The organism is Prochlorococcus sp. MIT 1011, assembly GCF_047305235.1.
In the GTDB taxonomy this organism is placed as follows: Bacteria; Cyanobacteriota; Cyanobacteriia; order PCC-6307; family Cyanobiaceae; genus Prochlorococcus_B.
Genome location: NZ_CP138983.1, coordinates 1518722 through 1544624, shown reverse-complemented (window position 1 = coordinate 1544624; position 25903 = coordinate 1518722). Strand labels below are relative to the sequence as shown.

Annotated in this window: 34 protein-coding genes and 2 tRNA genes; 8 read left to right on the top strand and 28 right to left on the bottom strand. The window is 33.6% G+C overall.

From position 1 onward, the window contains the following. Nucleotides 1-56: 56 nt before the first annotated feature. Nucleotides 57-662 (top strand): glycosyltransferase, encoded by a 606-nt coding sequence (locus tag SIB75_RS09295; protein ID WP_413683008.1) that lies wholly within the window; start codon nt 57-59, stop codon nt 660-662. A gap of 16 nt (nt 663-678) precedes the next feature. Here the strand turns inward: SIB75_RS09295 and SIB75_RS09290 are convergent, their stop codons facing one another. Continuing rightward, the gene (locus tag SIB75_RS09290) at nt 679-1542 is read right to left on the bottom strand and encodes a HEAT repeat domain-containing protein (RefSeq protein ID WP_413683007.1); all 864 of its coding nucleotides are present in this window, start codon (nt 1540-1542) and stop codon (nt 679-681) included. Between the two features lie 166 nt (nt 1543-1708). Between SIB75_RS09290 and SIB75_RS09285 the strand changes: the two genes are divergently transcribed. After that, nucleotides 1709-3013: a bilin biosynthesis protein CpeY gene (locus SIB75_RS09285; protein WP_413683006.1), complete on the top strand. Its 1305-nt coding sequence runs from the start codon at nt 1709-1711 to the stop codon at nt 3011-3013. A gap of 32 nt (nt 3014-3045) precedes the next feature. Here the strand turns inward: SIB75_RS09285 and SIB75_RS09280 are convergent, their stop codons facing one another. The 4 genes from SIB75_RS09280 to SIB75_RS09265 all read right to left on the bottom strand — a co-directional run bounded on the left by SIB75_RS09280 (nt 3046) and on the right by SIB75_RS09265 (nt 5756). After that, on the bottom strand, nt 3046-3645 hold the full coding sequence (locus SIB75_RS09280) for a chromophore lyase CpcT/CpeT (RefSeq protein WP_413683005.1): 600 nt from the start codon (nt 3643-3645) through the stop codon (nt 3046-3048). Nucleotides 3646-3659: 14 nt separating this feature from the next. Further along, nucleotides 3660-4193, bottom strand: coding sequence for a phycobiliprotein lyase (locus SIB75_RS09275; protein ID WP_413683003.1), 534 nt, complete (start codon nt 4191-4193; stop codon nt 3660-3662). A gap of 19 nt (nt 4194-4212) precedes the next feature. Beyond that, a complete protein-coding gene (locus SIB75_RS09270) occupies nt 4213-4998 on the bottom strand; it encodes a phycobilisome rod-core linker polypeptide (RefSeq protein ID WP_413683002.1) in 786 nt (261 codons plus the stop codon). A 107-nt stretch (nt 4999-5105) separates the two neighbouring features. Then, a complete protein-coding gene (locus tag SIB75_RS09265) occupies nt 5106-5756 on the bottom strand; it encodes a TVP38/TMEM64 family protein (protein ID WP_413683000.1) in 651 nt (216 codons plus the stop codon). Between the two features lie 167 nt (nt 5757-5923). On the opposite strand from SIB75_RS09265, the gene SIB75_RS09260 reads away from it, so the two are divergent. After that, entirely contained in the window at nt 5924-6883 is a 960-nt protein-coding gene (locus tag SIB75_RS09260; protein WP_413682998.1) for a UDP-glucuronic acid decarboxylase family protein, read from the top strand. A 52-nt stretch (nt 6884-6935) separates the two neighbouring features. On the opposite strand, the gene SIB75_RS09255 is transcribed toward SIB75_RS09260, so the two are convergent. From SIB75_RS09255 to SIB75_RS09235, 5 genes are all read right to left on the bottom strand, one after another. After that, the gene (locus SIB75_RS09255) at nt 6936-7166 is read right to left on the bottom strand and encodes a hypothetical protein (RefSeq protein ID WP_413682997.1); all 231 of its coding nucleotides are present in this window, start codon (nt 7164-7166) and stop codon (nt 6936-6938) included. A 398-nt stretch (nt 7167-7564) separates the two neighbouring features. Beyond that, a complete protein-coding gene (gene psaM / locus SIB75_RS09250; protein WP_413389807.1) occupies nt 7565-7732 on the bottom strand; it encodes a photosystem I reaction center subunit XII in 168 nt (55 codons plus the stop codon). A gap of 730 nt (nt 7733-8462) precedes the next feature. Further along, on the bottom strand, nt 8463-8690 hold the full coding sequence (locus SIB75_RS09245) for a hypothetical protein (protein WP_413682996.1): 228 nt from the start codon (nt 8688-8690) through the stop codon (nt 8463-8465). Between the two features lie 184 nt (nt 8691-8874). Further along, nucleotides 8875-9102: a hypothetical protein gene (locus tag SIB75_RS09240; protein WP_413682995.1), complete on the bottom strand. Its 228-nt coding sequence runs from the start codon at nt 9100-9102 to the stop codon at nt 8875-8877. A 124-nt stretch (nt 9103-9226) separates the two neighbouring features. Further along, on the bottom strand, nt 9227-9991 hold the full coding sequence (locus SIB75_RS09235) for a 5'-methylthioadenosine/adenosylhomocysteine nucleosidase (protein WP_413682993.1): 765 nt from the start codon (nt 9989-9991) through the stop codon (nt 9227-9229). A 53-nt stretch (nt 9992-10044) separates the two neighbouring features. Between SIB75_RS09235 and SIB75_RS09230 the strand changes: the two genes are divergently transcribed. Beyond that, nucleotides 10045-10563 carry an adenine phosphoribosyltransferase gene (locus SIB75_RS09230; RefSeq protein WP_413682992.1) on the top strand — a complete coding sequence of 173 codons (519 nt, stop codon included), beginning with the start codon at nt 10045-10047 and terminating at the stop codon, nt 10561-10563. Between the two features lie 194 nt (nt 10564-10757). On the opposite strand, the gene SIB75_RS09225 is transcribed toward SIB75_RS09230, so the two are convergent. From SIB75_RS09225 to psbB, 13 genes are all read right to left on the bottom strand, one after another. Next, on the bottom strand, nt 10758-10937 hold the full coding sequence (locus SIB75_RS09225) for a hypothetical protein (protein WP_413682991.1): 180 nt from the start codon (nt 10935-10937) through the stop codon (nt 10758-10760). Beyond that, entirely contained in the window at nt 10930-11214 is a 285-nt protein-coding gene (locus tag SIB75_RS09220) for a hypothetical protein (RefSeq protein WP_413682989.1), read from the bottom strand. Before SIB75_RS09220 ends, SIB75_RS09225 begins: the two co-directional genes overlap by 8 nt. Further along, on the bottom strand, nt 11211-11798 hold the full coding sequence (locus SIB75_RS09215) for a recombinase family protein (protein WP_413682987.1): 588 nt from the start codon (nt 11796-11798) through the stop codon (nt 11211-11213). Before SIB75_RS09215 ends, SIB75_RS09220 begins: the two co-directional genes overlap by 4 nt. A 183-nt stretch (nt 11799-11981) precedes the next feature. After that, nucleotides 11982-12149 (bottom strand): hypothetical protein, encoded by a 168-nt coding sequence (locus SIB75_RS09210; RefSeq protein WP_413682985.1) that lies wholly within the window; start codon nt 12147-12149, stop codon nt 11982-11984. A 29-nt stretch (nt 12150-12178) separates the two neighbouring features. Continuing rightward, nucleotides 12179-12254, bottom strand: a tRNA-Phe gene (locus tag SIB75_RS09205). A gap of 133 nt (nt 12255-12387) precedes the next feature. Beyond that, nucleotides 12388-12657: a DUF2470 domain-containing protein gene (locus tag SIB75_RS09200; RefSeq protein ID WP_413682984.1), complete on the bottom strand. Its 270-nt coding sequence runs from the start codon at nt 12655-12657 to the stop codon at nt 12388-12390. A gap of 94 nt (nt 12658-12751) precedes the next feature. Then, nucleotides 12752-13987 carry an FGGY-family carbohydrate kinase gene (locus SIB75_RS09195; protein ID WP_413682982.1) on the bottom strand — a complete coding sequence of 412 codons (1236 nt, stop codon included), beginning with the start codon at nt 13985-13987 and terminating at the stop codon, nt 12752-12754. Nucleotides 13988-14009: 22 nt separating this feature from the next. After that, on the bottom strand, nt 14010-15239 hold the full coding sequence (gene metK, locus SIB75_RS09190) for a methionine adenosyltransferase (RefSeq protein ID WP_413682981.1): 1230 nt from the start codon (nt 15237-15239) through the stop codon (nt 14010-14012). A 23-nt stretch (nt 15240-15262) separates the two neighbouring features. Further along, nucleotides 15263-16051 (bottom strand): HAD family hydrolase, encoded by a 789-nt coding sequence (locus tag SIB75_RS09185; RefSeq protein WP_413682980.1) that lies wholly within the window; start codon nt 16049-16051, stop codon nt 15263-15265. 18 nt (nt 16052-16069) lie between these two features. Continuing rightward, nucleotides 16070-17179, bottom strand: a complete 1110-nt coding sequence (locus SIB75_RS09180; protein WP_413682979.1) for a 30S ribosomal protein S1 — start codon at nt 17177-17179, stop codon at nt 16070-16072. A 103-nt stretch (nt 17180-17282) separates the two neighbouring features. Then, nucleotides 17283-17762: a transcriptional regulator NrdR gene (nrdR, locus tag SIB75_RS09175; protein WP_413682978.1), complete on the bottom strand. Its 480-nt coding sequence runs from the start codon at nt 17760-17762 to the stop codon at nt 17283-17285. Between the two features lie 188 nt (nt 17763-17950). Further along, the gene (locus SIB75_RS09170; protein ID WP_110859955.1) at nt 17951-18046 is read right to left on the bottom strand and encodes a photosystem II reaction center protein T; all 96 of its coding nucleotides are present in this window, start codon (nt 18044-18046) and stop codon (nt 17951-17953) included. A 39-nt stretch (nt 18047-18085) separates the two neighbouring features. Further along, complete coding sequence (gene psbB / locus SIB75_RS09165; RefSeq protein WP_413682977.1) at nt 18086-19609, bottom strand: photosystem II chlorophyll-binding protein CP47; 1524 nt, start codon at nt 19607-19609, stop codon at nt 18086-18088. Nucleotides 19610-20090: 481 nt separating this feature from the next. On the opposite strand from psbB, the gene psbM reads away from it, so the two are divergent. The 4 genes from psbM to SIB75_RS09145 all read left to right on the top strand — a co-directional run bounded on the left by psbM (nt 20091) and on the right by SIB75_RS09145 (nt 22290). Continuing rightward, nucleotides 20091-20249, top strand: a complete 159-nt coding sequence (psbM, locus tag SIB75_RS09160) for a photosystem II reaction center protein PsbM (RefSeq protein WP_269609630.1) — start codon at nt 20091-20093, stop codon at nt 20247-20249. Nucleotides 20250-20384: 135 nt separating this feature from the next. Then, nucleotides 20385-20825, top strand: coding sequence for an acyl-CoA thioesterase (locus SIB75_RS09155; protein WP_413682976.1), 441 nt, complete (start codon nt 20385-20387; stop codon nt 20823-20825). A 66-nt stretch (nt 20826-20891) separates the two neighbouring features. Next, complete coding sequence (gene prmC, locus SIB75_RS09150; RefSeq protein ID WP_413684843.1) at nt 20892-21713, top strand: peptide chain release factor N(5)-glutamine methyltransferase; 822 nt, start codon at nt 20892-20894, stop codon at nt 21711-21713. 1 nt (nt 21714) lies between these two features. Further along, entirely contained in the window at nt 21715-22290 is a 576-nt protein-coding gene (locus SIB75_RS09145) for a Sua5/YciO/YrdC/YwlC family protein (RefSeq protein WP_413682975.1), read from the top strand. 192 nt (nt 22291-22482) lie between these two features. Here the strand turns inward: SIB75_RS09145 and SIB75_RS09140 are convergent. The 5 genes from SIB75_RS09140 to SIB75_RS09120 all read right to left on the bottom strand — a co-directional run bounded on the left by SIB75_RS09140 (nt 22483) and on the right by SIB75_RS09120 (nt 25903). After that, a tRNA-Thr gene (locus SIB75_RS09140) sits at nt 22483-22554 on the bottom strand. A gap of 109 nt (nt 22555-22663) precedes the next feature. Next, complete coding sequence (minE, locus tag SIB75_RS09135) at nt 22664-23011, bottom strand: cell division topological specificity factor MinE (protein ID WP_413682974.1); 348 nt, start codon at nt 23009-23011, stop codon at nt 22664-22666. Between the two features lie 4 nt (nt 23012-23015). Next, a complete protein-coding gene (minD, locus tag SIB75_RS09130; protein ID WP_413682973.1) occupies nt 23016-23831 on the bottom strand; it encodes a septum site-determining protein MinD in 816 nt (271 codons plus the stop codon). 162 nt (nt 23832-23993) lie between these two features. Continuing rightward, entirely contained in the window at nt 23994-24641 is a 648-nt protein-coding gene (minC, locus tag SIB75_RS09125) for a septum site-determining protein MinC (RefSeq protein WP_413682972.1), read from the bottom strand. Nucleotides 24642-24643: 2 nt separating this feature from the next. Then, nucleotides 24644-25903 carry an HD domain-containing protein gene (locus SIB75_RS09120; RefSeq protein WP_413682971.1) on the bottom strand — a complete coding sequence of 420 codons (1260 nt, stop codon included), beginning with the start codon at nt 25901-25903 and terminating at the stop codon, nt 24644-24646.

The window sequence follows — 25903 nt, the reverse complement described above, 5'->3', positions numbered from 1 at the left end:
ATAAATCAATTTAATTAAATATTCTTACTAGTTTTAAATAAGTATTTGAAATTATAATGATTAATTCTTTAGATTTAAATAAATATATAGAGCTGTATCGAGATTTCTTGCATCCAAATCCAAATATTAATTCTCAAGCATTTTTGATCTTAAGAAAAGAATTTGAGGTTAAATTTATGAATAATCTTTTAGCTAATCTCAAGGAAGAAGATTTATTTTTAAGAAGAAAATCAATATTAGCTTTGGGAAGATTTGGAAAAAAGACTTTAAAGTCAATCGTTCCATTGTATATGGATACTAATAATACAACTGTTAAAGTTAGCTGCCTTAAAACGATGATCAAAATTGTCGTTAATTTTAATTTAGAAGAATTAACTCAGGCCGAGATGTTAGTAGTAGAATCAGCAATTAAAGACGACGCGCCTGAGATAATATTGACTGTTATTTCTCTTTTGAGGCAATTAGGGGATACTGGTAAAAATATTTTGATCAAAATTAGTAGAGATAAAGACTTATTAAGAGCTAAAGCTTCTATCAGCGCTCTTTTGGAAATGAAAGACAAGACTGTTGATGATTTATTTGATGAATTATTAAATGATAAATCTATTGATCCAATGATAAAAGAAGATATTTTAAGAGATAAAAATATTGAATATTCTTGATTATGCTTTAATTCTTTTAGTTATCAATTTTTTTTATAGCTAATTTAATTATTGTTCTAACATTTTTATCCTGCTCAACCTTAAGGAGGCCTTTGAGAGGGCTTATGGCTTCGTTAATATTAAGTTGCATCAAAGACAATACAGAAGTTTTCCGAATATCTACACTGCTGTTTTTTAATTTTGATATTAAGGTTGGAATAAATGATTCTATTCTATATAATTTACCAACTAATTTAATAGCTTCAATCTGAACATTTTCATCAGTATCATTAATAGCACTTTCTACTAGCTGTATTGCTTCTTGGTCTTGCGACTTTCTAATGTGTTCTTCAAGTGCGGAAATTGCGGCTGATTTAACATTTATATTTTTTGATTTAGCTGCTCTTTTTATTGCATTTGGTGCTTTGGATCCAATAAATTCTAAACACCATGCTGCAAGACCATATTGCATTTCTGTATATTCTTGACTCTCCAAAATAATGATTAAATGATTCACAGCAGCCTCGCCAAAAATCGCAATTGCACCAGCGGCAGAGAATTGCACTACAGAATCTGAATCATTGGTAAGTGCTTTTATTAAATGAGGCAAGGCTGCTGGATCCCCAACTAACTTTAGAGTCTTGGCTGCTGCTCTTCTTTGTATTACGTTTTTACTATTGAGAAGAGCATTAATTAACTCATGCAAAGCGGCTGTACCTACTTGAGCTAAAGCTTCTGCATGACTTCTTCTAACTAAACCATTTTCATCATTAAGACCTTTTATTAACAACTTGATGTCGTCTTGAATTGATTTTTTCTTACTCTCTATATTTTGTTCGCCACCCTGGGTGTTTGATTTCTGTTCTTCTGTTGTTAGTTTACTTTTCGAGTAATTAGCCACTTTTTATTATCGACTTAAAAGCTTCTTATATAATCTAGACTAAAGTATTAGCTGCAATGTTATTACATGTATTTTCATAAATAATATCTTTTTATATTCAGCATCAATTTTATGCTGAATATAATGCTCATAGCTTATCTAGTAAATAAAGATCCATAAATTTAAAGTGCAATCCAATCCATTTCATAATCTACCTAAAATCAAGAAAAGAGATGCTATCAATATTCTTAGAAAACCAGTTTCTGAAGTTAAGATTTTATCCGACTATTATAAAGCTGTATTTCACTTAGCAAATTTCCCTTGTGAAGAATCAGAAATTATACTTCTTGACTTTATTAAATATGACTATGAACAACTTGAATATAAGATAGCAAAAAGAAAAGCGATAGAAGTACTTGCTATTTTTGATTGTAAAAAGGCTATACCAATTATTGCAGATTTTCTAAAAAATGATGATTATTATCTCGTTGAGACAGCCATATGGTCATTAGGCAAACTTAAATGTGATGATATTAATATTATTAATAGTATTTGTTCAATATTATATAAGCAATTTGAGAACAAAAGAATAGTAATACAAACCTTAACTAAATTAGGAGTTAAAAAAGAAATAGATAAGATAAGATCATTATCAACAGATACGCAATCCTCAAATGGAGTTAAAGGAGCATCTTTTGCAGCATTAATCAAACTTTGTGGTGAAGAGGATAAGCTTAGTTATCTAAAGGATTTCTTGAGACTATCTAATCAAAATGATAGACATTGTGCGGTTCAAGATATTATTAATGCTGGTCATATATCTGTTCTACCAGATTTAATAAAAGCCCCAGTTTCTCCATCATTTAAATTAAAGGCAATAGATTCGCTTTGGATTGGTGAAATATTATGTTGCAAAAATATAAATATCTTTAATTGTATAGATTCAATAATTCTTGATGATCCAAAAACGATAAATACATTATATATTAATAATTTTAAAAAAGATATAGCTTTTTTGATAGACCAACTTTTTCATACTGATTTTAATAGGTGTTATCAATCAATGAAGGAGTTAGAAAAATCTCCCTCAGACGAAGTTTTGTATCATCTAAATAATAATTGGGATAGAGCTAAATCAGATTATGGAGCAATATATTTCTTTATAAATGCATATAAAATATTATTAGCTAAGCAATTATATGATAAAACAATTTTAGATAAAGTAGATTTTTTATTATCAGACCATTGGCCTAATTATATGAAATTTAAATCTTCAGCCATACAAATTTTAGCCTGTTTAAGTGATACAAAATTCTATAATAAGATAAATCAAATTTCCAATGATAGGCTTACACCTTATTGGAAAAATAGATATACGGCCTTGCTTGTATTACAAAATAGGCAAATACATATTAGAAAAGAGTTTGCTAAATTATTTTTGAATGATAGTCATAGATTTGTGAGATTAAAGGCACAAGAAATTTGTTCTTAGTCAATTTCTCTTTTTAAAGATAAATAGAAGATCTATAACCAATTTTCGTCAATAAAATTATCAAAATTATCTAATTTTTTAAATATTAATGGACCAAAGTCTGACCCCCAAATTTTTTTATCAGTTTCTATTTCATATCCAGAATCTTCAGTAATAAAACTATTTTTATTAACTCTAACTTTACTATTTACATAAGTCTTATTTTGACCATATTGTATATAGCATTTACACCCTGGTTCTAGAGTACCCGAAAAATTACCTGGGTTTGTTTCTCTAAAATGCATAGAGCATCCAGACTTTTTACATAAGTTATATTTTGATATTCTATCTAGAAGAGATATATCTAAAGCACCACCGGTGAATCTTTCTTTATCTTCAATCTTATGATTACTTAAAATAAAAATTTCTTTTTCGTGGGATAATTTATTTATTGACTGTCTATATGGATTCCATATATCATGTTGATATCTCTGTTCTGAGTAAAATGCAAAACATTTATAAGTTTTAAAAAATAATGGTCGAATATGTATTTGAATATGTGCAAAGTTTTTTGGATTATCTAAAGCTTGCTCCTTATTGCTAAATACACCTGAAATTATCTTTGCAAATGCTAGTATAGCTTTTTTGTTCATCTTATAGATATAATTTATTTTTTTATAGATCGAATTTCCGATGCATAAGATGTTTGCAGGATAGCTGATGAATCTATTGCTCTTGTAACAGAAGATCTACTCCTTACATTGTTTGAGACAAACCAAATCCTTTCTTCAGTACAAATATGACTATAGTCTGAATAAATAATTAGAGTACCATCATCAAGAATTTTATATAATGATACTACTTGGACCGCTTCAGTATAACCAACGCTCCTAATTATCTTTCCTTCTGTTTTAGAAATTTCTATGGGAACGAGTATACTTTCGCCAGAAGAGTTTTCTTTTTGATTCTCTTCACCCCATTCACTTTTCGCTTCCCAATTAATTAAGAATGCTTTATTTTCTGCATTAGTAGTTATTAAATTATCTTTTAAAAATTTAATAACTCTAGAATCGTTTCTTTTTGAGCGAACAATTTTTATTTTACTTCTTATTTCTTCGAACTCTTGAAATGCTAGTGAATGCCCACTTCTCATTGAGTTCCATTCCCCAACGCTTTTTAAAAAAAATTCTTCAATATTCATCTAACTTATTTTTAGATGATTATATAATTTCACAAATGTCACTCGTAGCAAAAGCTTTTGTTATTTCTGAAGTTTCAAGAAAACTTTTTGTTTTAAAACCAATTGGAGAATTCCATGATCTCATGTATGGAACTATATCTTCGCCAAAAACATTATTATACTCATCAGAATCTATTAGAAAATCAATATGAGCTTCAAAACCTTGGTCATTTATAATATTAGAACTTTGAGCTAGTTCGATTTGACTTTTGATGGGCCTACCAAGAATATGCTTATATCTTAACTTGATAGATTTATATTGGCTAATACTATCAAAGTAGAAATTTCTATAAATAGTCGATTTACAAATTTTTCTTGTAAATTCTCTTACTGTGATATCACCATTTCTTAGTTTCCTTTCAATATCTATTGGTCGCTCTGATTGCATTAAAGATAAGTTTCCAAAGATATTTTTATACAATGCATTGATTGTTTCAAGTAATGTATCATCATCATTAGGAACAAATTCATTGATTTTAAGTAAATTTATTTCATTGTTATTTTGTATTTTGTAATTGTAAGTATTTATCTTATTTCGCTTGTAAGAGCTCATGACATTGTTGTTTAGAAGGCTAGAGCTTGATTTGGGTTTTGTTGTAGATGTTGTAGTGAATTTATTTCTTTGACCTGGCATTAATGCACCTCTAATATGTAAATTGTATGATATTTTATTGCTTCCGGATATCCTGCTTTTATTATATTTAACCGGTTCTTTATTAATAGTTTCTGCTCCTATTCTTAATGCTTTAAATGGAATAGATAACATATGATTAATTGCTACTTATCAATTTTAACAATACAAACATGCTAAATATAAATTTTGTGCATTTAATTCTTTTTATTATTTATTTCTTAATATTAGTTACAACTGTCTTAGCTTTTCTCTTGAGTTAAAGAAACCCTTTTCTTTATCAAGCCACTAATAATAGCAAGTGCAAACATACCAACCATTGCAAATACGATATATATCTTATCCGCGAGTCCAGCACCTATCGCAACGGCTACAGGTACAAAAATCAGAAGACAAAGAAGCAAAGCAGATGTAAATAGCCTCCACCTTGTTCTTCCTAGTCCTAATCCGTAGCTTAGGAAATCAAAAAGACCTGTCATTAGAACTCCAGTCATTAGGAAAAAATTTCCTTCTAGTTGGTTTTGATTGAAACTTTCAATTTTTTTCATTGCTTTTATTCCAACCAAGCGTCGCACAGGTTCACGTCCTAAATTTCTTGCTATCCAAAATGCCACTTGGCACGATATGAAGTCAGCCAAGAAAATTGTTAAACAAGCAGTTTTGAAATCCAATAACCTTCCAGCAAGAATTGCATATGGGAGATTTGATATAACAGGGAAGATAGTACTTATGCCTCGAAGAATAAAGATTCCTAAAGGCGCCAATATACCCATATCCTCAACAATCTGATTAATCTGTTCTTCCCATTCGATTACAATAAAGTAGTAAAAGAGTGCAGCTGCTAATACGAAAAGCGCAATAAATAGGAATTTTCGTAATTTTTCCTTTCCCAAAGTGAACTCCTGGCTGTCTGTGATCAGCTCTTAAAAGATTTCTAATTTAATTATCCTATTTAAAATGTATTTATTTTTATTAATCCATAAAGATTTACGAGAAAACAATTAATCAATTCCATGTTTTTCGCAAGATACTAAAATAAAAATTTAAAGCTTGATATTGGATGCCCGCATCTCCTGAAAAAAACTTGGTTACTGGAGGCGCTGGCTTTGTGGGTTCCCATTTGGTTGATCGCTTAATCAAATCTGGAGAAAAAGTTATATGTTTGGATAATTTTTTTACTGGGAGTAAAGAAAATATTGAACATTGGATTGGGCATCCATCTTTTCAGCTCATAAATCATGATGTTACCGAGCCAATAAAGCTTGATGTTGATAGGATTTGGCATTTAGCTTGTCCAGCCTCTCCAATTCATTATCAATTTAACCCTATTAAAACAGCTAAAACGAGTTTTCTTGGGACTTACAATATGCTTGGATTAGCAAGGAGAGTTGGAGCTCGAATATTATTCGCAAGTACTAGTGAAGTTTATGGAAATCCCGAAATACATCCTCAACCTGAAAATTATAACGGGAATGTAAATCCTATAGGAATTCGGAGTTGCTATGATGAGGGTAAACGTGTTGCCGAATCATTATGTTATGACTATATGAGAATGCATGGTTTAGAGATAAGAATTGCCAGAATATTTAATACCTATGGTCCTAGAATGTTATTAAATGATGGAAGACTTATTAGCAACTTATTGGTTCAATCAATACATGGAAAGGAATTAACTATTTATGGTAATGGTAATCAAACCAGAAGTTTTTGTTTTATTGATGATTTGATAGATGGTTTAACTTTATTAATGAATTCTTCAAATATAGGACCAATGAACTTAGGAAATCCTGAGGAATTATCAATTCTTCAAGTAGCTAATTTAATAAGAAATTCGTCTATTAAAAAATTAAATTTGAAGTTTTCAAAAGAATTAGAGGATGATCCTTTGAGAAGAAAACCTTCAATTGACCTTGCTCAAAAAGAATTGAATTGGAAACCAAAAATGATGTTTAATAAAGGATTAGAAATTACAAGAGAATATTTTCAAAATAAATTAGATTTAGAGAAAATAAATAATTAAGTAACTATTTCCTCTTTTAAATATTACTATACCTATTGCGATGATTTAAAACTTAGGAGAGCCCCAATAATTTGATTCTGAAAATCGCTAAATTTTTTGATTGTATCGGGTTTTCAATGAGAAAAGGATGAGTTTTAATTTTTTCAAAAGTTATTTTTATTTTCTCTTCTATATTTATATCATTATTGTTTTCCAAGTCCGAATCTTTCCAAGCGGCATCAAATGCCATTGCAAAGCTGTCAGCATTGTTATATAAATTTCCATTAGAGGATTCTAAATTCATAAGAGGAGGATATGCGTTCGTATCATTTGAACTACATGATAAGAATATTGAAAATAGGTATGATTTTTTTGTTTATGTAATCTTTGTTTAATTTTTTTGATAAATTATATTTTGAATTAGTTCTTAGATAAATAAGCATATAAAAGAATTTGCGGATAAATGATTTAAAATCCAACATAATTTATGATTATTGTTTAGGATGTATTTGATCGTCAAATGTTGATTTTGCCAGATATAAACGATATCTTAGTTTTATTTATTGTGATCTTCATCGTGCTCATTAACTGCCTAAGAAGAAATGAACGTAAATAATAAATATTTTTTACATAACATAATATGCTCTAAAACTATCTACTTTTGTAAGAGGGGTATATTTTGATTTTTATTAGTATTTAAGACTAATTATCTCTGAGAGTTGTTCCAAGCCTCAAAGCTAGAACTCCAGCAAACATGACCATTAAAAAGGATATCCCTGCAAGATCAGGCGAATTTATGCCTAGACCTGAAGAGAAGTCAACTTTTGATAAATCAAAAGTGCTTTGAACTCCAAGTAAAAGGTTAATCATCTCGTTGCTACTAATTTACTCAATGTTAACTCAATATAGAAATGATCTTTTATTTTTTGAGCTTCAAGCCTCCACTCTTATGCAGTTTTGTAATATTTAGAGTTGTTTTTGAATTGTCTTCAAGGGATTTAATAACTTTAGTTGGGTTTGATCAATGCTTAAATCAAAGATACATGTTTACTCTATTAAAAAGAGATAAAAGGTGATTATCTCAGAGCACCTTGAGGAGGATTTTTTCTACAAGACGAGATAAAAAGGCTTCTCAACCTCCGGCTTTTGGCTGCTAGCAGTCAGCTTAATCTCATATGAATATACTAATTATGTCTATTTGGTTGACTCGAAAGTTTTTAGGCATAAAAAAGCCCTGCTCTAAAGCAGGGCTTTTGAAGATCAGTCGCAAGTGTTTCCTTGTTTCCACTGCGGAGGATCTCAACTCCTCACAAAATTAAATTATCGGAATAGGATTAGGAATAAACCCTTAGCAGGTTGGTTTGAAGATTGGCACACGAGTCCTAGCAACAAAAAAGCACCTATTGGAGTTCTTTCGGTTTCCAAAAGTTCCTATTTTAGATGATGCCAGGACCCAGATTTGGAGAAGAGATCCGCAACAAAAAGTCCCTAAAAACAACCTGCTTGGTATAAACAGATACTAAAAAGGACTATATTTGGGGCATTTATAAAAACTGCCATACCACTGTCATACTATTACCTAATCTAAAACTATAGAAAATCAACTTTTAAGTGTCTCTACTTTAGTTCCTTTTTCTGTAAGTCTTTTAGCATTTGTATTCATTTTTAGTTCTATAATATTTTTCTTCTGCCCTATATTATCTAATATTTTTTCTAAATCATTGCATAATAGTGGTTCTCCCCTACTTGCTATTGTAATTCCTCTTATCTTCATCTCGTCTATTTCATCAATTGCTTTAATTGCCAAATCTGTATCTATTATTCCCATGAACTCTTTAGTAGTGAAAGATGTGTCGCTTTGAAAACAAAAGGACATTTGAGGTTGCAAGCACTTGCAACCTCAAGTAATGCAAATATCGGCTTTTCTTTATACCCCTTACGATTTATTCCTTCTTTATAAGATTTTCTGTAGCCTAAATAAGCTGGTATTTTATAACTTTCAATTCTTTGTATTATTTTTTTTCTTGTAGAGTTAATTTAGACCAGCCAAGATCTTTATATGAAATTATTTCATCTTTCTTTTTCAGGAAATAATACCATTCATCTTTATCACAAAAATCCATAGATTCCGATGATGGCGCGGTTATTACTTCTCTATATTTATCTGGACAAATATTTAATTGGTTGGATGACTTGAGTATATCCAGACTATTGCCGCCTGTTCTAAATTCTATAACCATTTGACTATTATATATTTATATATTGATATGTTCTTAAACGCAAAATAAACACTTAAAATTATCAAATGTATTGTCTGAAAAGATGTTTAATATTATGTTCTTTTGAAAAATAAAATAAAATAATTTAATTTAAAAATATACCATCAAATATATTACTTATCAAGTACCAAGAATTTTTTTGATATAGTTCAAGAAATTCACTGAAATTCTGCGCAGCATCTGAATTGGCCTCGTCAGAAATAACACGAATAATAACCCATGGAATCTCTTCCTGAGAGGCAACTTGGGCAACAGCGGCTCCCTCCATTTCTACAGCCTTTAATCCATCCAAATCTTTGGATAATTCAACCAAAATATTTCGATCTGAAATAAATCTATCCCCAGTTCCGATTAATCCTTTTGTTATTGAACCGAACTCATCAAGTAGTCCATCATTTTTTGCATTTAATATTGCCGAATAAGTCTTTTTTTTCCATTCTTCAGATGAAATTAATCTATCTAATTTAAGTGCTGGAATATAAAATCTTTTAAAAAGCGGTCTTGCATCCATGTCATACTGAACAACTTTATCTGCTATCACTACATCCCATTGTTTAAGGTTTGAATCAACTGCACCTGCTACTCCTGTAAAAAAGATACAATCTATGGGATGATCTTTTGATGAATTTGATATTAACCTTGTTGCTGCTCTAGCAGCACTTACCTTGCCCCATCCACTCCAAGCTAATGAAACACAAAGAGTCTGGGTACTATTAGTCTTATTATTCCATTTACCTGAATAAATCTCCAAATCACCAAATTTTTTAGAGGTAACATCATTTAAATGTTTAAGAGTATTTCCTATCTCTTCGGGCATCGCACTTATTAAAGCAATATGGAAATTACTCATTGTTTTTGTATGCAATATATTAGAATTACAATACATGTTATAGAAAATAATTAATGAACAATGCTTCTCTTGAGTATTTAATAGAAACTTATGAAGATTTTCCCAAAGAAGATATATTATTTAGAGATGTTTTGCCAATTTTAAGAAATCCGGAGAAATTTTCTTCACTTATACAAGAAATGTCTGAATTAGAAATATGTAAAGCAGCAGATGCAATATTAGCCATAGATGCAAGGGGATTTCTATTTGGATCATCACTAGCATTAAAATCTTTTAAGCCTCTTGTTGTCGCAAGGAAGCCAGGTAAACTTCCTGGAAAAATAATAACTAACAAATATTCATTGGAATATGGAACTAATTCACTTTCAATTCAAGAGGATTCGATAAAAGATTATAAATCATTTTTAATTGTTGACGACCTTTTAGCTACAGGGGGGACTGTAGAATCTGTATCTAAACTTTTATACTCGCAAGATAAAAAAATCACAGGATTAAGTATTGTTATTGAATTATCGGAATTAAATGGAAGAGAAAAATTTGACTTTCCTGTGATTTCTAAAATAATGTACTAATAAGAAATTATAATAAAAAAATTTGTAAAAGATTTGAGTCTTGAAGAGGGTATGAAAATCTTAGATGTTCCGCTTCAGCAGCCTCAATTTCTTGGTTGTCGAAAGTCTGTGCATCAGCCTTAAAGATGAAACTTTTAGTAAGACATAACAAAATAAAAAATCAAAAAGGTAAGAAGGTAATCATTTTGTAGTCATTACTTTTTTAGTTTTGGAACTACACAAACTTCTGCTTCCTCAAAGGGGAAGCCGAGGTATTCCATATGCTCTATCAGAAGATAGAATCTATCTCTTTCATCTAAATTGTGTAATTGATTGATTACATCTGTGTTGGTTTTTTGAACTATTTTTCTGAGAGTGGTTAGATCTTCATTCATTGTTTTGCTCCAGTTGTTTTGCGTTGTTATTCCATTCACTAAAACTTGATTGGCAGTTAGGTGGTTCAGGTTCAGGGGTGTATAAACCACGCATCTTTAACCATTGTCTTTTTATTACACCCAGATAAAGTGATCCACTAAATGAAGAGGGACCTTCTTTAAGAAGTTTTATTTGAAATTGAGAAAGTCGTTGTTTTGTATTGAGGTAATCCTCTTCCCAATTACTTTCACTCCACTTTCTTCCATCAAGGTTTTCAGCTGAATTAGGGTTAGTCATCTTTCCTCCGCACTCTGTTGAATAATTCTTCGCACTTTTGAAGTTGTCATCCCCATTGCTTTACCAATACTTCCGTATCCCTCTCCTCTTTCACGCATTTCCATAACTGCTTCTGCTTGTTGAGGTGTGTATTGCTTCTTCCTTCCAAACTTCACACCTCTGTTTTGTGCGATTGCTCTACCTTCAGCAGTTCTTTTTTTTATATTTTTCAGTTCCATCTCTGCTAAGTATCCCATAACTCCAACAACTAACTTCACAAGTTCTTCAGGCATATTTTTCGTGTCTAATCTCCCGTCCAAGCATTTGATATGAACCCCTCTCTCAATCAAATTATTCACCTGAACCAACATTTCCACCATTGATCTTCCAAGTCGGTCTAATTCGTGGATTACAAGAGTGTCTCCATTTCTTAAGGCATCCAAGCACCTTGATAATTCTGGTCGATCTCCGTAATTACTTGTTCCTGTGATTTGGTCTCCAAAAATATGGTTTTCCAAACATCCAGCATCTCTCAAAGAAATAATCTGCCTTTCACCCGATTGATTTTCTGCTGTGGAAGTCCTCCAATATCCAAGAAGTGCCATTCTCTATGCCGTTTATCTGTTGGCATTGTAGAGCATTACGACATATAGTTTCGACATGCCCAGGCACCTGTTGCGGGGTCCATTAGACGATATGTCTTATGTTATGAATTAAGACATAGGCAATGCCTCAAAAATATTGCTGATTTATTCAGTTGGTCACAGAGTCTTGGTATGGAAACTCAGTCACCATCTGATGCCTACTTTTTGAAGGTGGACTTCCATACCACTTCCATACCACAAAAATTGACCAATTATTGTCTCTAACACCCCTGAAATTATGTAAACAATAGAATCATCAGATCTACTGTTAAAACTTGATAGTCTTTCATTGCTATACCTGTGAAAAGACATTAAAAAAGCACCTACAAGGTGCTTGATAATGGTGCCAGGACCCAGATTTGAACTGGGGACACGGCGATTTTCAGTCGCCTGCTCTACCAACTGAGCTATCCCGGCTTAACACCATAATAATCTACCAATTCGTTAGTACCTTATTGAAAATCAAATCGAAATTTTCTTGATTTCTTTGTTCCCTTTGAAAAGTAATTGTAAAACAAGGGTGAATTTAAATTTTATTTGAAAGTAGATTTCATGTCGCAGGAATGTCTTGAATCATCCTAACTAATGTTTTATGAGCATCTGAGCAGTCTTGAAGTACATGATCAAATGGTATCTCTATGTTTTGATCATCAATGTCAAGCTCAATTGATTCAGGAGATAGGCTTGTCATTTTTGCTGATTTAAAAGTTTCTATTTTTCCATAATATTTTGCATATGCATTGACGGCATCTTGGTGATCTTTATTCATATGATTGCATATTCTTGTGCTTGAGGATTTATTGATAGGTTCAGAATTCATCGGCTTTTTGGATAATTAACTCAAGAATTAATAAATAAGATAGGTAGGTTTTAATAAAAATATATTGGAAATTTTATAGAGTTTAATTATTTGTTCATAATAAGGCTTGCAAAGCAATACTCGCTACTCCTGCTGCAGGTGGCCTATTGCAAATTTTTATTGGGATACCTATTTCTTTTTCTCTTATTTTCTTCCAAGTAATATTTTTTGCACCTCCTCCAATGGTAATTATTTTTTTAGGTAGATCAGCACCTAATTCATGAAGTTTTTGCCAACCTCTAGCTTCGATTTTTGCTAATCCCTCTAATAATGCATGCAGATAAAGAGAATCGCTCACTGGTCTTGGTTCAAGTTTAGGTTGTAAATTTGGATCATCGATGGGGAACCTCTCTCCTTTTTTTGATAATGGAAGGAGATCTATTCCCGTTGATTTATGTGGATTAATCTGCTTGCTTAATTCTTTAATATATTCCTGATTAAAAAAATCAAGTAGTATTGCACCTCCTGCATTAGATGCCCCTCCAGATAGCCAGTTTCCAAATATTTTATGATTTGATATGCCTCTTCCTGTTAGGGGTGTGTCCACAAACTTCTTAACAACTATTGTACTTCCAAGTATAGTAATTCCATCATTTTTATTTGGGAAAGTGGCTAAAACACCTGCATTTGAATCTGTAGTCCCTGCTATTACTTTTAGCTTTTTGGGTAAATTTAATTCATTTGCCTTTTGATTGCATATATTCCCCATTATTTGACCTGAAGAAATTATTTTAGGAAGACATTTTAACCATTTTAAATTTTTAAATTTTTCTGGCCATGAATTATTTGATAAGTCCCAACCCATCCTAATGTTATTACCTTCTTCTCCATACTCCCAATTGTTTAGTAGCCATCCACTAAGCCAATCTGCCTGATGTCTTAGGATTATTTCATTGCCATATTCGGCTAAAAGCCTTAGTGCTCTCCCCACACTTCCACTTATGCTAGAGCCAGCACATTCTTTTAAAAAGAGACTATCAATTTCGTTTTTATATTGCGAATAGGATAAGAAATAAGGTAGGGCCTTCCCCAAAGGCACACCATTTTTTTTACATGCTAAGAGTGTTCCAGATGTTCCTGCTATGGAGCAAGAAACTAATTTTTCTTTAAGATCTTTTGGAACTTCTTGAATTAGTTCTTTTAAGCAATATATCCAGTCTTCCCATATCTCTAGACCTGTAGAGTATCGCATTGAAGATGTGAACAATATTTGTTTCTTAGTATTAATTATTGCTATTCTTAAGCCTGTTGTACCAAGATCTATACCAAGTACAAGATAACTAGTCAGCATTGGGCTTTAATTTAAAATCGTTTCATGAATGCTGACTCAATTCTATCGCTTTTTGAGATACGTCTTCCCATGGGAGAAGAATATCTGTTCTTCCAAAATGCCCATAGGCAGCAGTATCCCTATAAAAACATCCACCTCTAATACTTGGTAGGTTTTGAAGATTGAATGTTTTAATAATTGCACCTGGTCTTAAATCAAATTGATCTTGTACAAGTTTTGTTAGTTCATCATCTGAGATTTTACCTGTCCCAAATGAATCCACAAGTATAGATATTGGTTTAGCAACTCCTATTGCATAACTTAATTGAACTTCAACTTTTTTTGCAAGATTTGCTGCAACTAATGCCTTTGCAACAAATCTTGCTGCATATGCTGCAGATCTATCAACCTTAGTAGGGTCTTTACCTGAGAAAGCACCTCCTCCATGTCGAGCATATCCACCATAGGTGTCAACAATTATCTTTCTTCCGGTTAGACCTGCGTCGCCTTGTGGACCTCCAATAACGAACTTCCCAGTGGGATTAACAAGGAAGCGAGTTAATTCTTTAGATGGTTTTAGAGGTAGGTCTTCAGTAGCAGGCTCAACAACAAATTTCCATAGATCTTTTGAAATTCTTTTCTGAATTTCCTCTTCAGAAGTTATTCCATCGATTTCAGATTTGTGCTGAGTAGATATCAGTATTGTGTCTATAGATGATGGTGCTCCATGTTCATAAGACACACTTACTTGGGTTTTTCCATCGGGTAAAAGATAATCAATTAGTTTTTGATGCCTTACTAATGCGAGCTGCCTAGCTAGCCGATGAGCAAGACTGATCGGCAAGGGCATTAGCTCAGGGGTCTCGTCGCAAGCAAATCCAAACATAATTCCTTGATCTCCAGCCCCCACTTGATCTAGTGGATCTGTTGAATGATCTTCTGCTTCATCTACTCCTTGAGCAATATCTGATGATTGCTGATCAAGTGCTACGAGTACTGCACAACTATTTGCATCAAATCCACCAGCACTAGCGCCTTCGTATCCTATTTCCTTGATTACTTCTCTTACAAGCTTGTTGAAATCGACCTCGGCTTTGGAAGTTATTTCTCCAGTTATTAGACATAAGCCAGTATTAACTACTGCTTCACATGCGACTCTGCTGGTTGGATCTGCACTTAAGCATGCATCTAGAACTGCATCACTAACTTGATCACAGATTTTATCTGGATGTCCTTCAGTGACAGATTCAGAGGTGAAAACGTATCTACTCATTTAAAATATTAATCTTTAATATTTTAGTTGCTTGAATGAATTTTTAATTCATTCAATTTTTCTATAAGAAATTTTTTTTCAGTCAGAGTTGGCGGGTTTTTCCAGCCACCAGTAAAGCCTACTACTATTGGTATATCAGCTTGTTTGGCCATCCTTAAATCAGTATCTGCATCAGAAATAAGGGCACATTCCGAAGGACTTAAGTTCATTTTTTTGCAAAGTTCTATAACTGCTTCTGGTTTGGGTTTAGAAGGTTTATTCTCTGCGCTCCAAAGATAATCAAAGATAAGTTCCAATTTATTCTTGAAAATAAATTCTTCAATTCCTTCTTGGGTATCATTTGTCATCAATGCAATAAATACTCCTTTGGCTTTTAGAGAAACTAATAGATCAAATGCACCTGGAATTAAAGTCTTACTCTTTTGCATATTCGCTCTATTATTAGAAAGGAAAATATCTACTTCATCGAAGAGTTCTTCACTTATTGAATGTGAATGAAACCAATTAAAACCAAATAAATTAAATATTGTTGCTGTAGATATAATATTTTGTTCTCTAGAAGCAATAGCTAGACTCCCATTGGCAGAAAGAGATTCTTTCCTTAATCCATAAATAGAATTTAGTAATTTTTTTAATAAAATAATTTTTAGATTGTTTATTTTATATTTTCTAAATTTATTAACTGCGAATTCTATTCTCGTTTTGGCTAGTTCTAATAAGTACTCTTCACTATTTGATAGAGTTCCATCTTTATCAAATATTATTGCCTTAATAAAACCAACAGAGCTATTTCTTATTAACAGTTCTGCCATCTAGGTAAATGTAAATAATCAAATGGTCATTACTGCAATAGGATCTTCTCCTTCTTCCGCTTGCTCAAGAAGCATTTGTTTGTATCTTGCTGCCATCTCTTCTGCCTTATCAAAAACTTTTTGAGGGTCTGTGAGCATGTCTCCAGGTTCTGGCTCAAGTGCCTTTGTGGAGAGGGAAATTCGGCCTCTTTCAGCGTCTAAATCTATGATCATGACCTTCATTTGATCATTAACATTTAATACTGAGTGAGGAGTTTCAATATGCTCATGACTTATTTCAGAGATATGAAGAAGTCCACTTACGCCTCCAATATCGATAAATGCACCATAGGGCTTAATTCCTCTTACTGCTCCTACAACAACTTCTCCAACTTCAAGACGATTCATTTTTCTTTCAACTAAAGCCCTGCGATGGCTTAAGACAAGTCTATTTCTCTCTTCATCAACTTCTAAGAATTTCAATGGTAGGAAATCAGCAACCAGCTCTTCTTTTGCCTTTCTAGTGCTTATATGTGATCCAGGTATAAACCCTCTAAGACCTTCAACACGAACAAGTGCACCTCCTCTATTCGTAGCAAAAACCTCTGAGTAAATTGTGGCATCTTCTTTTTGTAATTGTCTAACTCTTTCCCAAGCTCGTTGATATTCAATTCTTCTGATTGATAAAGATAATTGACCATCTTCATTTTCCTCGGTCATTATAAAGAACTCTCTAATTTCTGAAGGCTGCAAAACATCGCTTAGGCCCTCGACCCTATTTATAGATACTTCTTGCATAGGCATAAAAGCAGCTGTCTTGGCACCAATATCAATCATTGCTCCTTTAGATTCAAGAGCAAAAACAGTTCCGTTAACTATGTCGCCAGGTTTAAAGTTGTAGTCATATTTGCTAAGTAAAGATGCAAATTCATCAAGAGTGAAACCAGCACTTTCAAGATCACTCTTATTGATTCTGCTTGAAGAGTTATCAGCAGTAGGAATGTTTTTAGGAATATCGTCTTCTTTTAACTCATTAATAGAATTTTCTTCAAATTCTGCACTTACGGAATCTGAGATGGTTTCTTCTGGTATTGATGTTTCTTTTTCAGGATTTTTTTCTTGAACTTTACCTGCTGGATTTTCAGACATGCTTGAATGGCGGTCTGCCTTTAAAGGACAGTGCGATAAAATTACAATATGGCCCGCCGACCAGATTGAAATTAAATTCTACTTTACTGATAGGTCTTTCTAGTTAAAGAATTGATGCCAATTGTTCTTTTTTTATTGGTTTTAGTGATTCAAGGGTTTTCATGAAATCATTTATTCCATCAAATTGTCTATAAACCGAGGCAAATCTGATGAAGGCGACTTCATTAATATCTTTTAAATGTGTAAGAACCATTTCTCCAATCTCAATTGTTTTAATTTCTTTGCAAACTCCTTGATGGAGTTCTAGTTCTATTTCATCAACAATAAATTCAATTTGAGAGCCATGTATTAGTGTTTTTTCACATGCTCTATTTAAGCCGTTAATTATTTTACTACGATTAAACAATTCTTTTGCTCCACTTTTTTTTATAACAGATATTGGTATTGTTTCTACTCTTTCGTAAGTAGTAAATCGGAAGTCGCAATTTAAGCACTCCCTTCTCCTTCTTACACTTCTTCCAGAATCAGCCGAACGAGATTCAAGAACTCGACTGTCTGTATTTTGACAAGATGGGCACTGCATGCAGCCCTTTTCAATAATTTAACTAACTTTAAACATTTATTTGGCTTCTGAGAAGGGGTAGATTAAATAAAAATACTTTTTATTTGAAAAAATATTTAGTTTAAAGATTAAATGAATAAAATTTTTGATTTATAATTTAGACAATAAAAAAAGCCCTGGCATTAATCCAGGGCTTTTTTTATTGTGTTTTACTTGTCGTACTTTGGTGGATCGCGGAATGCGACAGCAAAGAAGAGAGTTACAAGTGCCAATGTAAGGATTAGCGTGTAAGAGAATGCTTCCATCTAGGTTCTCGGTATAAGTAGTGGGTAAAGAATCCTGACTTAGGCCCGACCAGGGACTCGACGGGTTGATTCGTCTCCAAGTTTTTTGAAGAGACCAAACTCGACTTGATCCCCAAGCTCTGGATCGATACCTGAGAATCTGTCGCCAAAGAGAGTCCTTGCAGCGTGCCACCAGTGCCCGAAGAGGAATAACAAGCCAAAACACAAGTGTGCATAGGTGAACCAGGCTCTTGGAGAGCTTCTGAATACACCATCTGACTTGTAGCGATCTCTATCAAACTTGAAGGCTTCTCCAAGTTGAGACTTTCTAGCTAAACGTTTGACTATTACTGGGTCAGTAAATGTTTGACCATTTAATTCACCACCATAGACAGTAGCTGTAACACCAGTTTGTTCAATGGAGTACTTGGCTTCTGCACGACGGAAAGGAATGTCAGCTTTAACGTTCCCATCCTTGTCTTCAAGAATGACAGGGAAGTTTTCAAAGAAATTTGGAATTCTTCTTACTTCTAAGTCATTGCCAGCACTATCAGTAAATGAGATGTGACCTTGCCATCCACTTGGAACTCCATCTCCATTAACCATTGCTCCAACTCTGAAGAGACCTCCTTTAGCAGGACTGTTCCCAACATAGTCATAGAAAGCAAGTTGCTCAGGGATGGCTTCATAAGCTTCAGCTTTTGATGCACCATCATTAATAGACTCTTGAACTCTACGGTTGATTTCAGTTTTGAAATACCCAGAATCCCATTGATATCTAGTTGGACCAAATAATTCAACTGGAGTTGTTGCAGATCCGTACCACATAGTTCCAGCGACTACGAAAGATACAAAAAGAACAGCAGCTAGAGCACTTGCAAGAACGCCTTCAAGGCTACCTAGCTTTAAAGCTCTATAAAGTCTTTCTCCAGGTCTATTGGTGATATGGAATATTCCACCAATTATTCCTAAAAGACCTGCTCCAATGTGATTAGCAACAATCCCTCCAGCATTGAATGGATTAAAACCTTCAGCACCCCAAACTGGAGCAACTTTTTCTACATGCCCGGTTAATCCATACGGGTCAGAAACCCATATGCCAACAGTTGAGCAATGAAATGCGCCGAACCCAAAGCATGTCAATCCAGCTAAGAATAGATGTATTCCAAATATTCTTGGAAGATCTAATGCTGGTTCTCCAGTGCGGGAATCTTCCCACAATTCAAGGTCCCAGTAAGTCCAGTGCCATACGGCAGCAAGCATTAAAAGACCACTGAAAACTATATGAGCTGCAGCAACACCTTCGAAGCTCCAGAAGCCGGGGTCAACTCCGGTTGCTCCGGTTATATCCCATCCGTTCCAGCTGCCTGTAATTCCTAAGCGGGCCATAAAGGGCATGACATACATGCCTTGGCGCCACATTGGATTAAGGACTGGATCAGAAGGATCAAAAATGGCCAATTCATATAAGGCCATTGAGCCGGCCCAGCCGGCTAACAAAGCAGTATGCATGAGGTGCACGGCCAAGAGACGGCCAGGGTCGTTGATAACGACTGTGTGCACCCGATACCAGGGCAATCCCATGGGTCAGGTTCGTATAACGAAGCTGCTTAATGCAGCAAGACTCGCATGATCGTAAATGGTATTGCTTGAGTTAATGCAAAGGATGAAGAGACCTGAAATGACTTTTGACACTATTGGATGAAATTTAGCTTGTTTTCTGTGGCTTGAATTGGCGAATAAGCAGTGAGGGACAAGAAAAAATCAAAAAAAAAAGAAAAAAAAGAATTTTTCAAATTTCAATTGATTTTGTAATTTTAAGTTGTTTTTTTATCCAATTCAGTTTGAAAAAACGAAAATTCAGGGTTTGAATTCACTGGAAATCGACTATTAAAAAAAATAAATGCAAAGCTATTCAAATTCAAATAAATAAAACAGAAGAATGGAATCATTATTTTTCGGCAAATTACAAATTCTCAGACTCTTTGATTCAAATCCCGATTTTTCTGCTGAAGGGATATATAGTTTATTCCAGTAAAAATTGTTCTGAGTAAAAACCTCGGTTATGGAAACCACTAGTTTTGGCTTTGCCGCAAGTCTTTTATTTGTTGGAGTACCAACGATCTTTCTTATCGGTTTATTTGTTTCTACAAGTGAGGGTGAGAAATCAAGCTTTTATTCAGATTCCAGCAAGGGTAGATTGAGTCCTGAGCCTAAAAAGTAATTTAGGAATTTTTCTAAATAAAGATCTCAAGAATTTCTTGAGATCCAAATTGAGAATGAGGTTTTATCTTAGGAGGTATTACTTCAACCCTTTTTTGTTTAATTTAAGAATTAAGATATTTGGTCTTTCTTTCAGATGAGCTCAATAAATAATCATTGGAAATTAATAAAAACTGTTCTTCCTCAGCACACTGATCATGCTGGTGTGATGTGGCATGGGTCCTATTTAAACTTTTTAGAAGAGGGGAGAATTGATGCTTTGGATAAAGTTGGACTTTCATATTCAAAATTATCAAGAAATGGTTTTGAAATTCCAGTGATTTCAATTCAGATGAAATATAGAAAATCTTTTATTCATGGCGAAAAGGTTCTCTTAAATAGTCAATTTAAGCTGGAAAATAAAATAAGACTTATTTGTAAAACTGTATTTTTTAAATCAAATGGTGACATTGGTGCAGAAGCAGCAATTGAACTTGTTGTTGTAAGAAAAACAAATGATTCAATTAAGTTAGTAAGAGAATTACCAGTACAAATTAAAAATATATTATTAATGCTAGAAGAAGGCCCAAAAGTTTAAAGAATTGAATGATTTATGATTTTTCAGTCTATGCCTGGTGATTCTTTTCTTCAATGGAGAAGAAAAATGATATCAATAGGGGGAAGGAAAGTTGATTTTGATTGGCTTTTAGATATAGCGGCTGGAGTCTCTTGGAGTACATTGCAAAGCATTATTTTAAATCCTGATAAGTATATTTCTCTAGAAATCTCAACTGAAGAATTAGAAGTTATATGGAAATCTCATTTAAAAGATCATACCCCACTTCAATATTTGATTTCTAAGTGTCCCTGGAGAGATTTTGAGTTAGAGGTTTCAGCAGACGCTTTAATCCCTAGACAAGAAACAGAATTTTTAATTGATATTGCTTTAAACAAAGTGACTAATATTGTTTCTGGAAGATGGGCAGATCTAGGTACTGGATCTGGTCCTATTGCCGTATCTTTAGCTAAATCTCTTCCTAATTGGAATGGGCATGCATGTGATATCAGTAATGAGGCATTAGATCTAGCAAAAAGAAATTTAAAATCTATTTTGCCTAATGCGAACGTGAGATTCTCTTCGGGAGATTGGTGGGAACCTTTGAAAAGATGGTGGGGAAGTTTTGATTTGGTTTTAAGCAATCCTCCATATATACCCTCTGATTTAATTGAAGAATTAGAACCAGTTGTTAAAAACCATGAGCCTCGCTTGGCTTTGGATGGCGGCGAGGATGGCATGAATGCTTTTCGAAAAATTATCCTTGGGGCATCAAATGGACTTTCAAAAGGGGGTTGGTTAATTCTTGAGCATCATTATGATCAAAGTGAAAAGATAATTGATGTGATGAAGAATATTGGAATGGAAGAAGTTTCTTTTGAAAAAGATTTAAGTGGAACCAAGCGTTATGCAATTTGTCGTAAACAATAAAATGATTAGTGAACAATTTGGAATTTCTGATCTGGCTTTAAAGTTGCATAAGGGATCTTTAGCTTTATTCCCTACAGATACTTTGCCAGCACTTTGTTCATGCCCTAAATACTCAAAAGAAATATGGGTTATCAAGAAAAGGCCTTCAAATAAGCCACTTATATTAATGGGAGGATGCTTGGATGATTTATTTGAGTTTGTACATCCTTGTGCTATCGAAGACGGCTTGAAATTGGCAAATAATTATTGGCCTGGTGCATTAACAATTGTTCTTCCAACAATAGGAAATGTCTCTAAGAATTTGAATTCCAATTCTAATTCTCTAGGTTTCAGAGTTCCAGCCTTAGGACTTGCAAGGGATTTGCTAATTAAAACAGGTCCTCTTGCAACTACAAGCGCAAATATCTCTGGCGAATCACCTGTTAAAGATGCCTTAGAAGCTTCGATTAAATTCCCTGGAATTCCAATACTTGCTCCTGTTCCATGGCCAAAGTCCTCTGGTCTCGCAAGCACAGTTGTAGAATGGAAAGAAGGGGAATGGAATTTGTTAAGGGCTGGTTCAGTTGTTTTGCAATAAAAGGAACGAATGATTTATCTGCTGTTAATTGTTTTGTTATTGCAATCTCTTTTTTGGTGGATTTTTCGATTTCCCATAATGGGTTTTGATTGGATTTATCAATTAAAATTTTTCAACTGCTTTGTTGTTGCTGTTTTAATTTGGATTATCTCTGGCAAGTCCAAATAGATCTCTTTATCTAGGTTTTTAAAATGCCGGCTAACAGATTTGAACTGATGACCTTCGCTTTACAAAAGCGCTGCTCTACCGCTGAGCTAAGCCGGCAATTTTTTTATCTTACCTAAGAAAGTCATCTAAAAGTTAATAACTAAAGGAAATTTGTTGAAAATATTTTGTAATCTCCTTCAATAAATTAATGCCATCTTTTAATTGCTTAAGAATTTTGATCTGTACCTTCTGTTTCTTGAGAATTTTCTTCTAAGGGATCCTTAGGCTCTTTAAGTTTGATTTGTCCTGACATAGTTCTTTTGATTGGTAGGTTTGCCACTAATGCGGTCATGCGATCCTCTGTCTCAAGACTTACTGCGCCTTCGTCAACATCTATTTCGACATACTTTGCTACCACCTCTAGTATTTCTCTTCTCATTTGATCTAAAATTTCTGTACTGAGATCTGATCGATCATGAGCTAAAACAAGTTGCAACCTTTCTCTTGCAGTGCTAGCACTGGCCGGCTGTCTACGTAATAACTTGTTGATAATGTCTCGAAGTGTCATTGCCATTGATTTAGAAAATTTTTGTTTGCATTAGTTTTCTAAATTTCGCAGCAAATCCCGCACTTTCCTCTGCGGGATCAATAAGTGGAATATTTTCTCCTTGCAATCTTTTGGCAATATTTAGATAACATTTGGCTGCTGGTGAATTAACGCTATTTAAAGTTAGAGGTTCCCCTCGATTTGTACTTATAATTACCTGTTCATCCTCTAGTACAAGGCCAAGTAAGGGTAAGGCTAAGATATCAGTCACATCATTGATAGAAAGCATTTCTTGGTTGGCCATCATCTTTGGCCTAACTCTGTTAAGAACTAATTGCACTGGTTTAATAGCATTTGTATTAAGCAAACCAATTACTCTGTCTGCATCTCTTACTGCTGACACCTCAGGATTAGTAACCACGATTGCTTCTTGAGAAGCTGCCATAGCATTTTTAAATCCATCTTCAACTCCTGCAGGACAGTCAATTAAAACGTAATTGAACTGTTCTTTTAACATATCCACTATGCGCTTCATATCATCGGGTTTTAACCAATCAAGCATTCTTGGATTTCCAGCTGGAAGCAAAGATAGATTTGATTCTTGCTTATGCTTCACCAAGGCTTGATCAAGTCGGCATTCCTCTTCTAGAACTTCTTGTGCCGTATATACAATTCGATTTTCAAGACCTAATAGTAAATCCAAATTTCTCAGGCCAAAGTCTGCATCTAAGACAGCGGTTGCTAGACCCTGCCTTGCAAGTGAAATGCCAAGATTTGCTGTAAGGGTTGTCTTGCCGACTCCACCCTTCCCTGAGCAAATAAGAATGACGCGCGTATCTTTCGCCACGGACCTCCTTGGGTTCGACAAACTTTAGTTCGATTTTGATGAAGAAAAAAGCTTTATTGTCAGATCGGTTGCGTTGGGTTTGCTTTTGAAGACATCTCTAAGGCCTTAAGTAGTAATTTCTTCTTATCTATTTGAAAACGCTATTTAGTTTGAGTCCTAAAACTATGTTGTCTCCAGTGGTGAAATTATAATTTCTTCGGAATCTATTCTTGCTTGCTCTGCAAGGCCAAGTTGAGGCTTTTCCTTGGGCCCTCTAGCTACTTTTTTGGCGATTCTTAGTTGAACAGGTCTAAGTTGAAGTGCGGATATAGTTGCTTTAGAGTTGCCTTTGCTTCCTGCATGTGCAATGCCAAGAAGTCTTCCCCAAATCATAATATTTCCCTCTGCACTAACTTGTGCCCCTGGATTAACATCTCCAAGGATTAACAAATCCCCAGGGCTTTCAAGATATTCGCCTGACCTCACAGTTCCTTGATGAAAGTTGTTTTTTGAAAAAGTTAAATTTCTTTCATTTGTTGTTAAGGTTTTATTTGAATGATTTTCAATAATAAATTGAGATTTATAACCTAATGATTGAGAGCTCACTATTGTTTTTGAAGATGTTGAGGAAAAAGCTATAACTTCACAATTATATTGATTAGCAATTGCAATTACTTCCAATATATCTGTACATGAAAGATCGAGATTTTTGCAATCAATTTCTATATTGCTTGGTTTTAAAATTTTCAATTTATTTTTTAAGCATATTTCCCAACTGAGATATTTACTATCTTCGATATTGACGATAATTTTTTGAGGCGTTGAATTCATTTTTACTTATGTTTCTCTTTTAGATTTTCTATCTCTATTCTTAATTCATGTTCTATTTCTTTTGGATAAATTAACCATGAAGATTGATTAGGCTCTATTAACCTTTCAACTAACGGTGAGACTTCCTCTAGAGCTTGTAAGTTTTCCCCATCCCATAAACGTAGTCCATATTTATAAGGATGATAGCTTTTAACTATTTGCTCTCTTAATCCACATGATATGTCTGGTTCAATTAGATATTTTTCTGATAGTACTCTAGCTTTTCCTAGGGCTTCAAGCCTCATCTCTAGGGAGAAGACTGATATGTTTAATGCTTTTAATAAATTTCTATTTATGAAACGTTTACAGAGCTTAGATAGATTATCAGAATTTGAATATTGCCATTTATTAATATGATATCCAGTTACTACATCATCATTAGATAAAAAATCTTCTAGGCTCATTTTTTCATGATTCCATAGCCATGCAGACATGGTTTGATCAGCCCAAACTTCTTTTGGACCAAGCTTTCTTGCCGTTTTGATGATTTGTTCTAATAACCAATTACAAACTTCATTTAATCTATGATTGTATACGCTTCTATACATTAAATTTCTTATTACTAAATAATGTTCAACAGCCATCAAACCTTTAGGGTGTATCGCTAAATTTCCATCTGGTGCGAGTATCATGGCTGATATTATTCGATCAATATCTAACTGACCATATTTTGCCCCCGTCGTATAACTATCTCTCATTAGATAATCAAGTCTATCGCAATCAAGCTGACTACTAATTAAAGAAACTATTGACTTTTGTGGAGCTTCCCTTGATTGAATTAAATCTGAAATTGCTTTTGCATTATACTTACCGTATCTATTAAGTATTATGGCGATTTCTTGATATGAACTTATTAATTTTGCAGTCCATTTTTCATGATTGATTTTGAATATCTCCTCACTTGTATGACTTAATGGTCCGTGACCTATGTCATGTAAAAGAGCTGCACCATAGAGAATGAATTTGTGATCTTTTAATCTAGAATCTAATACAGATAAATGATTTATTGCTCTTCTTGCGATATGAAATACACCAAGTGAATGAGTAAATCTGCTTGATTCTGCACCATGAAATGTTAAATATGCAGGACCTAATTGTTTAATTCTTCTTAATCTTTGAAAGGGGGAGGAATCTATTAATTCCATCACCATTTTTTCCTCTGGTAGTGAGCTATTTAATGAAATAGCTTGATGCAAAGGGTCGTAATAAGTTCTTGTTGACAT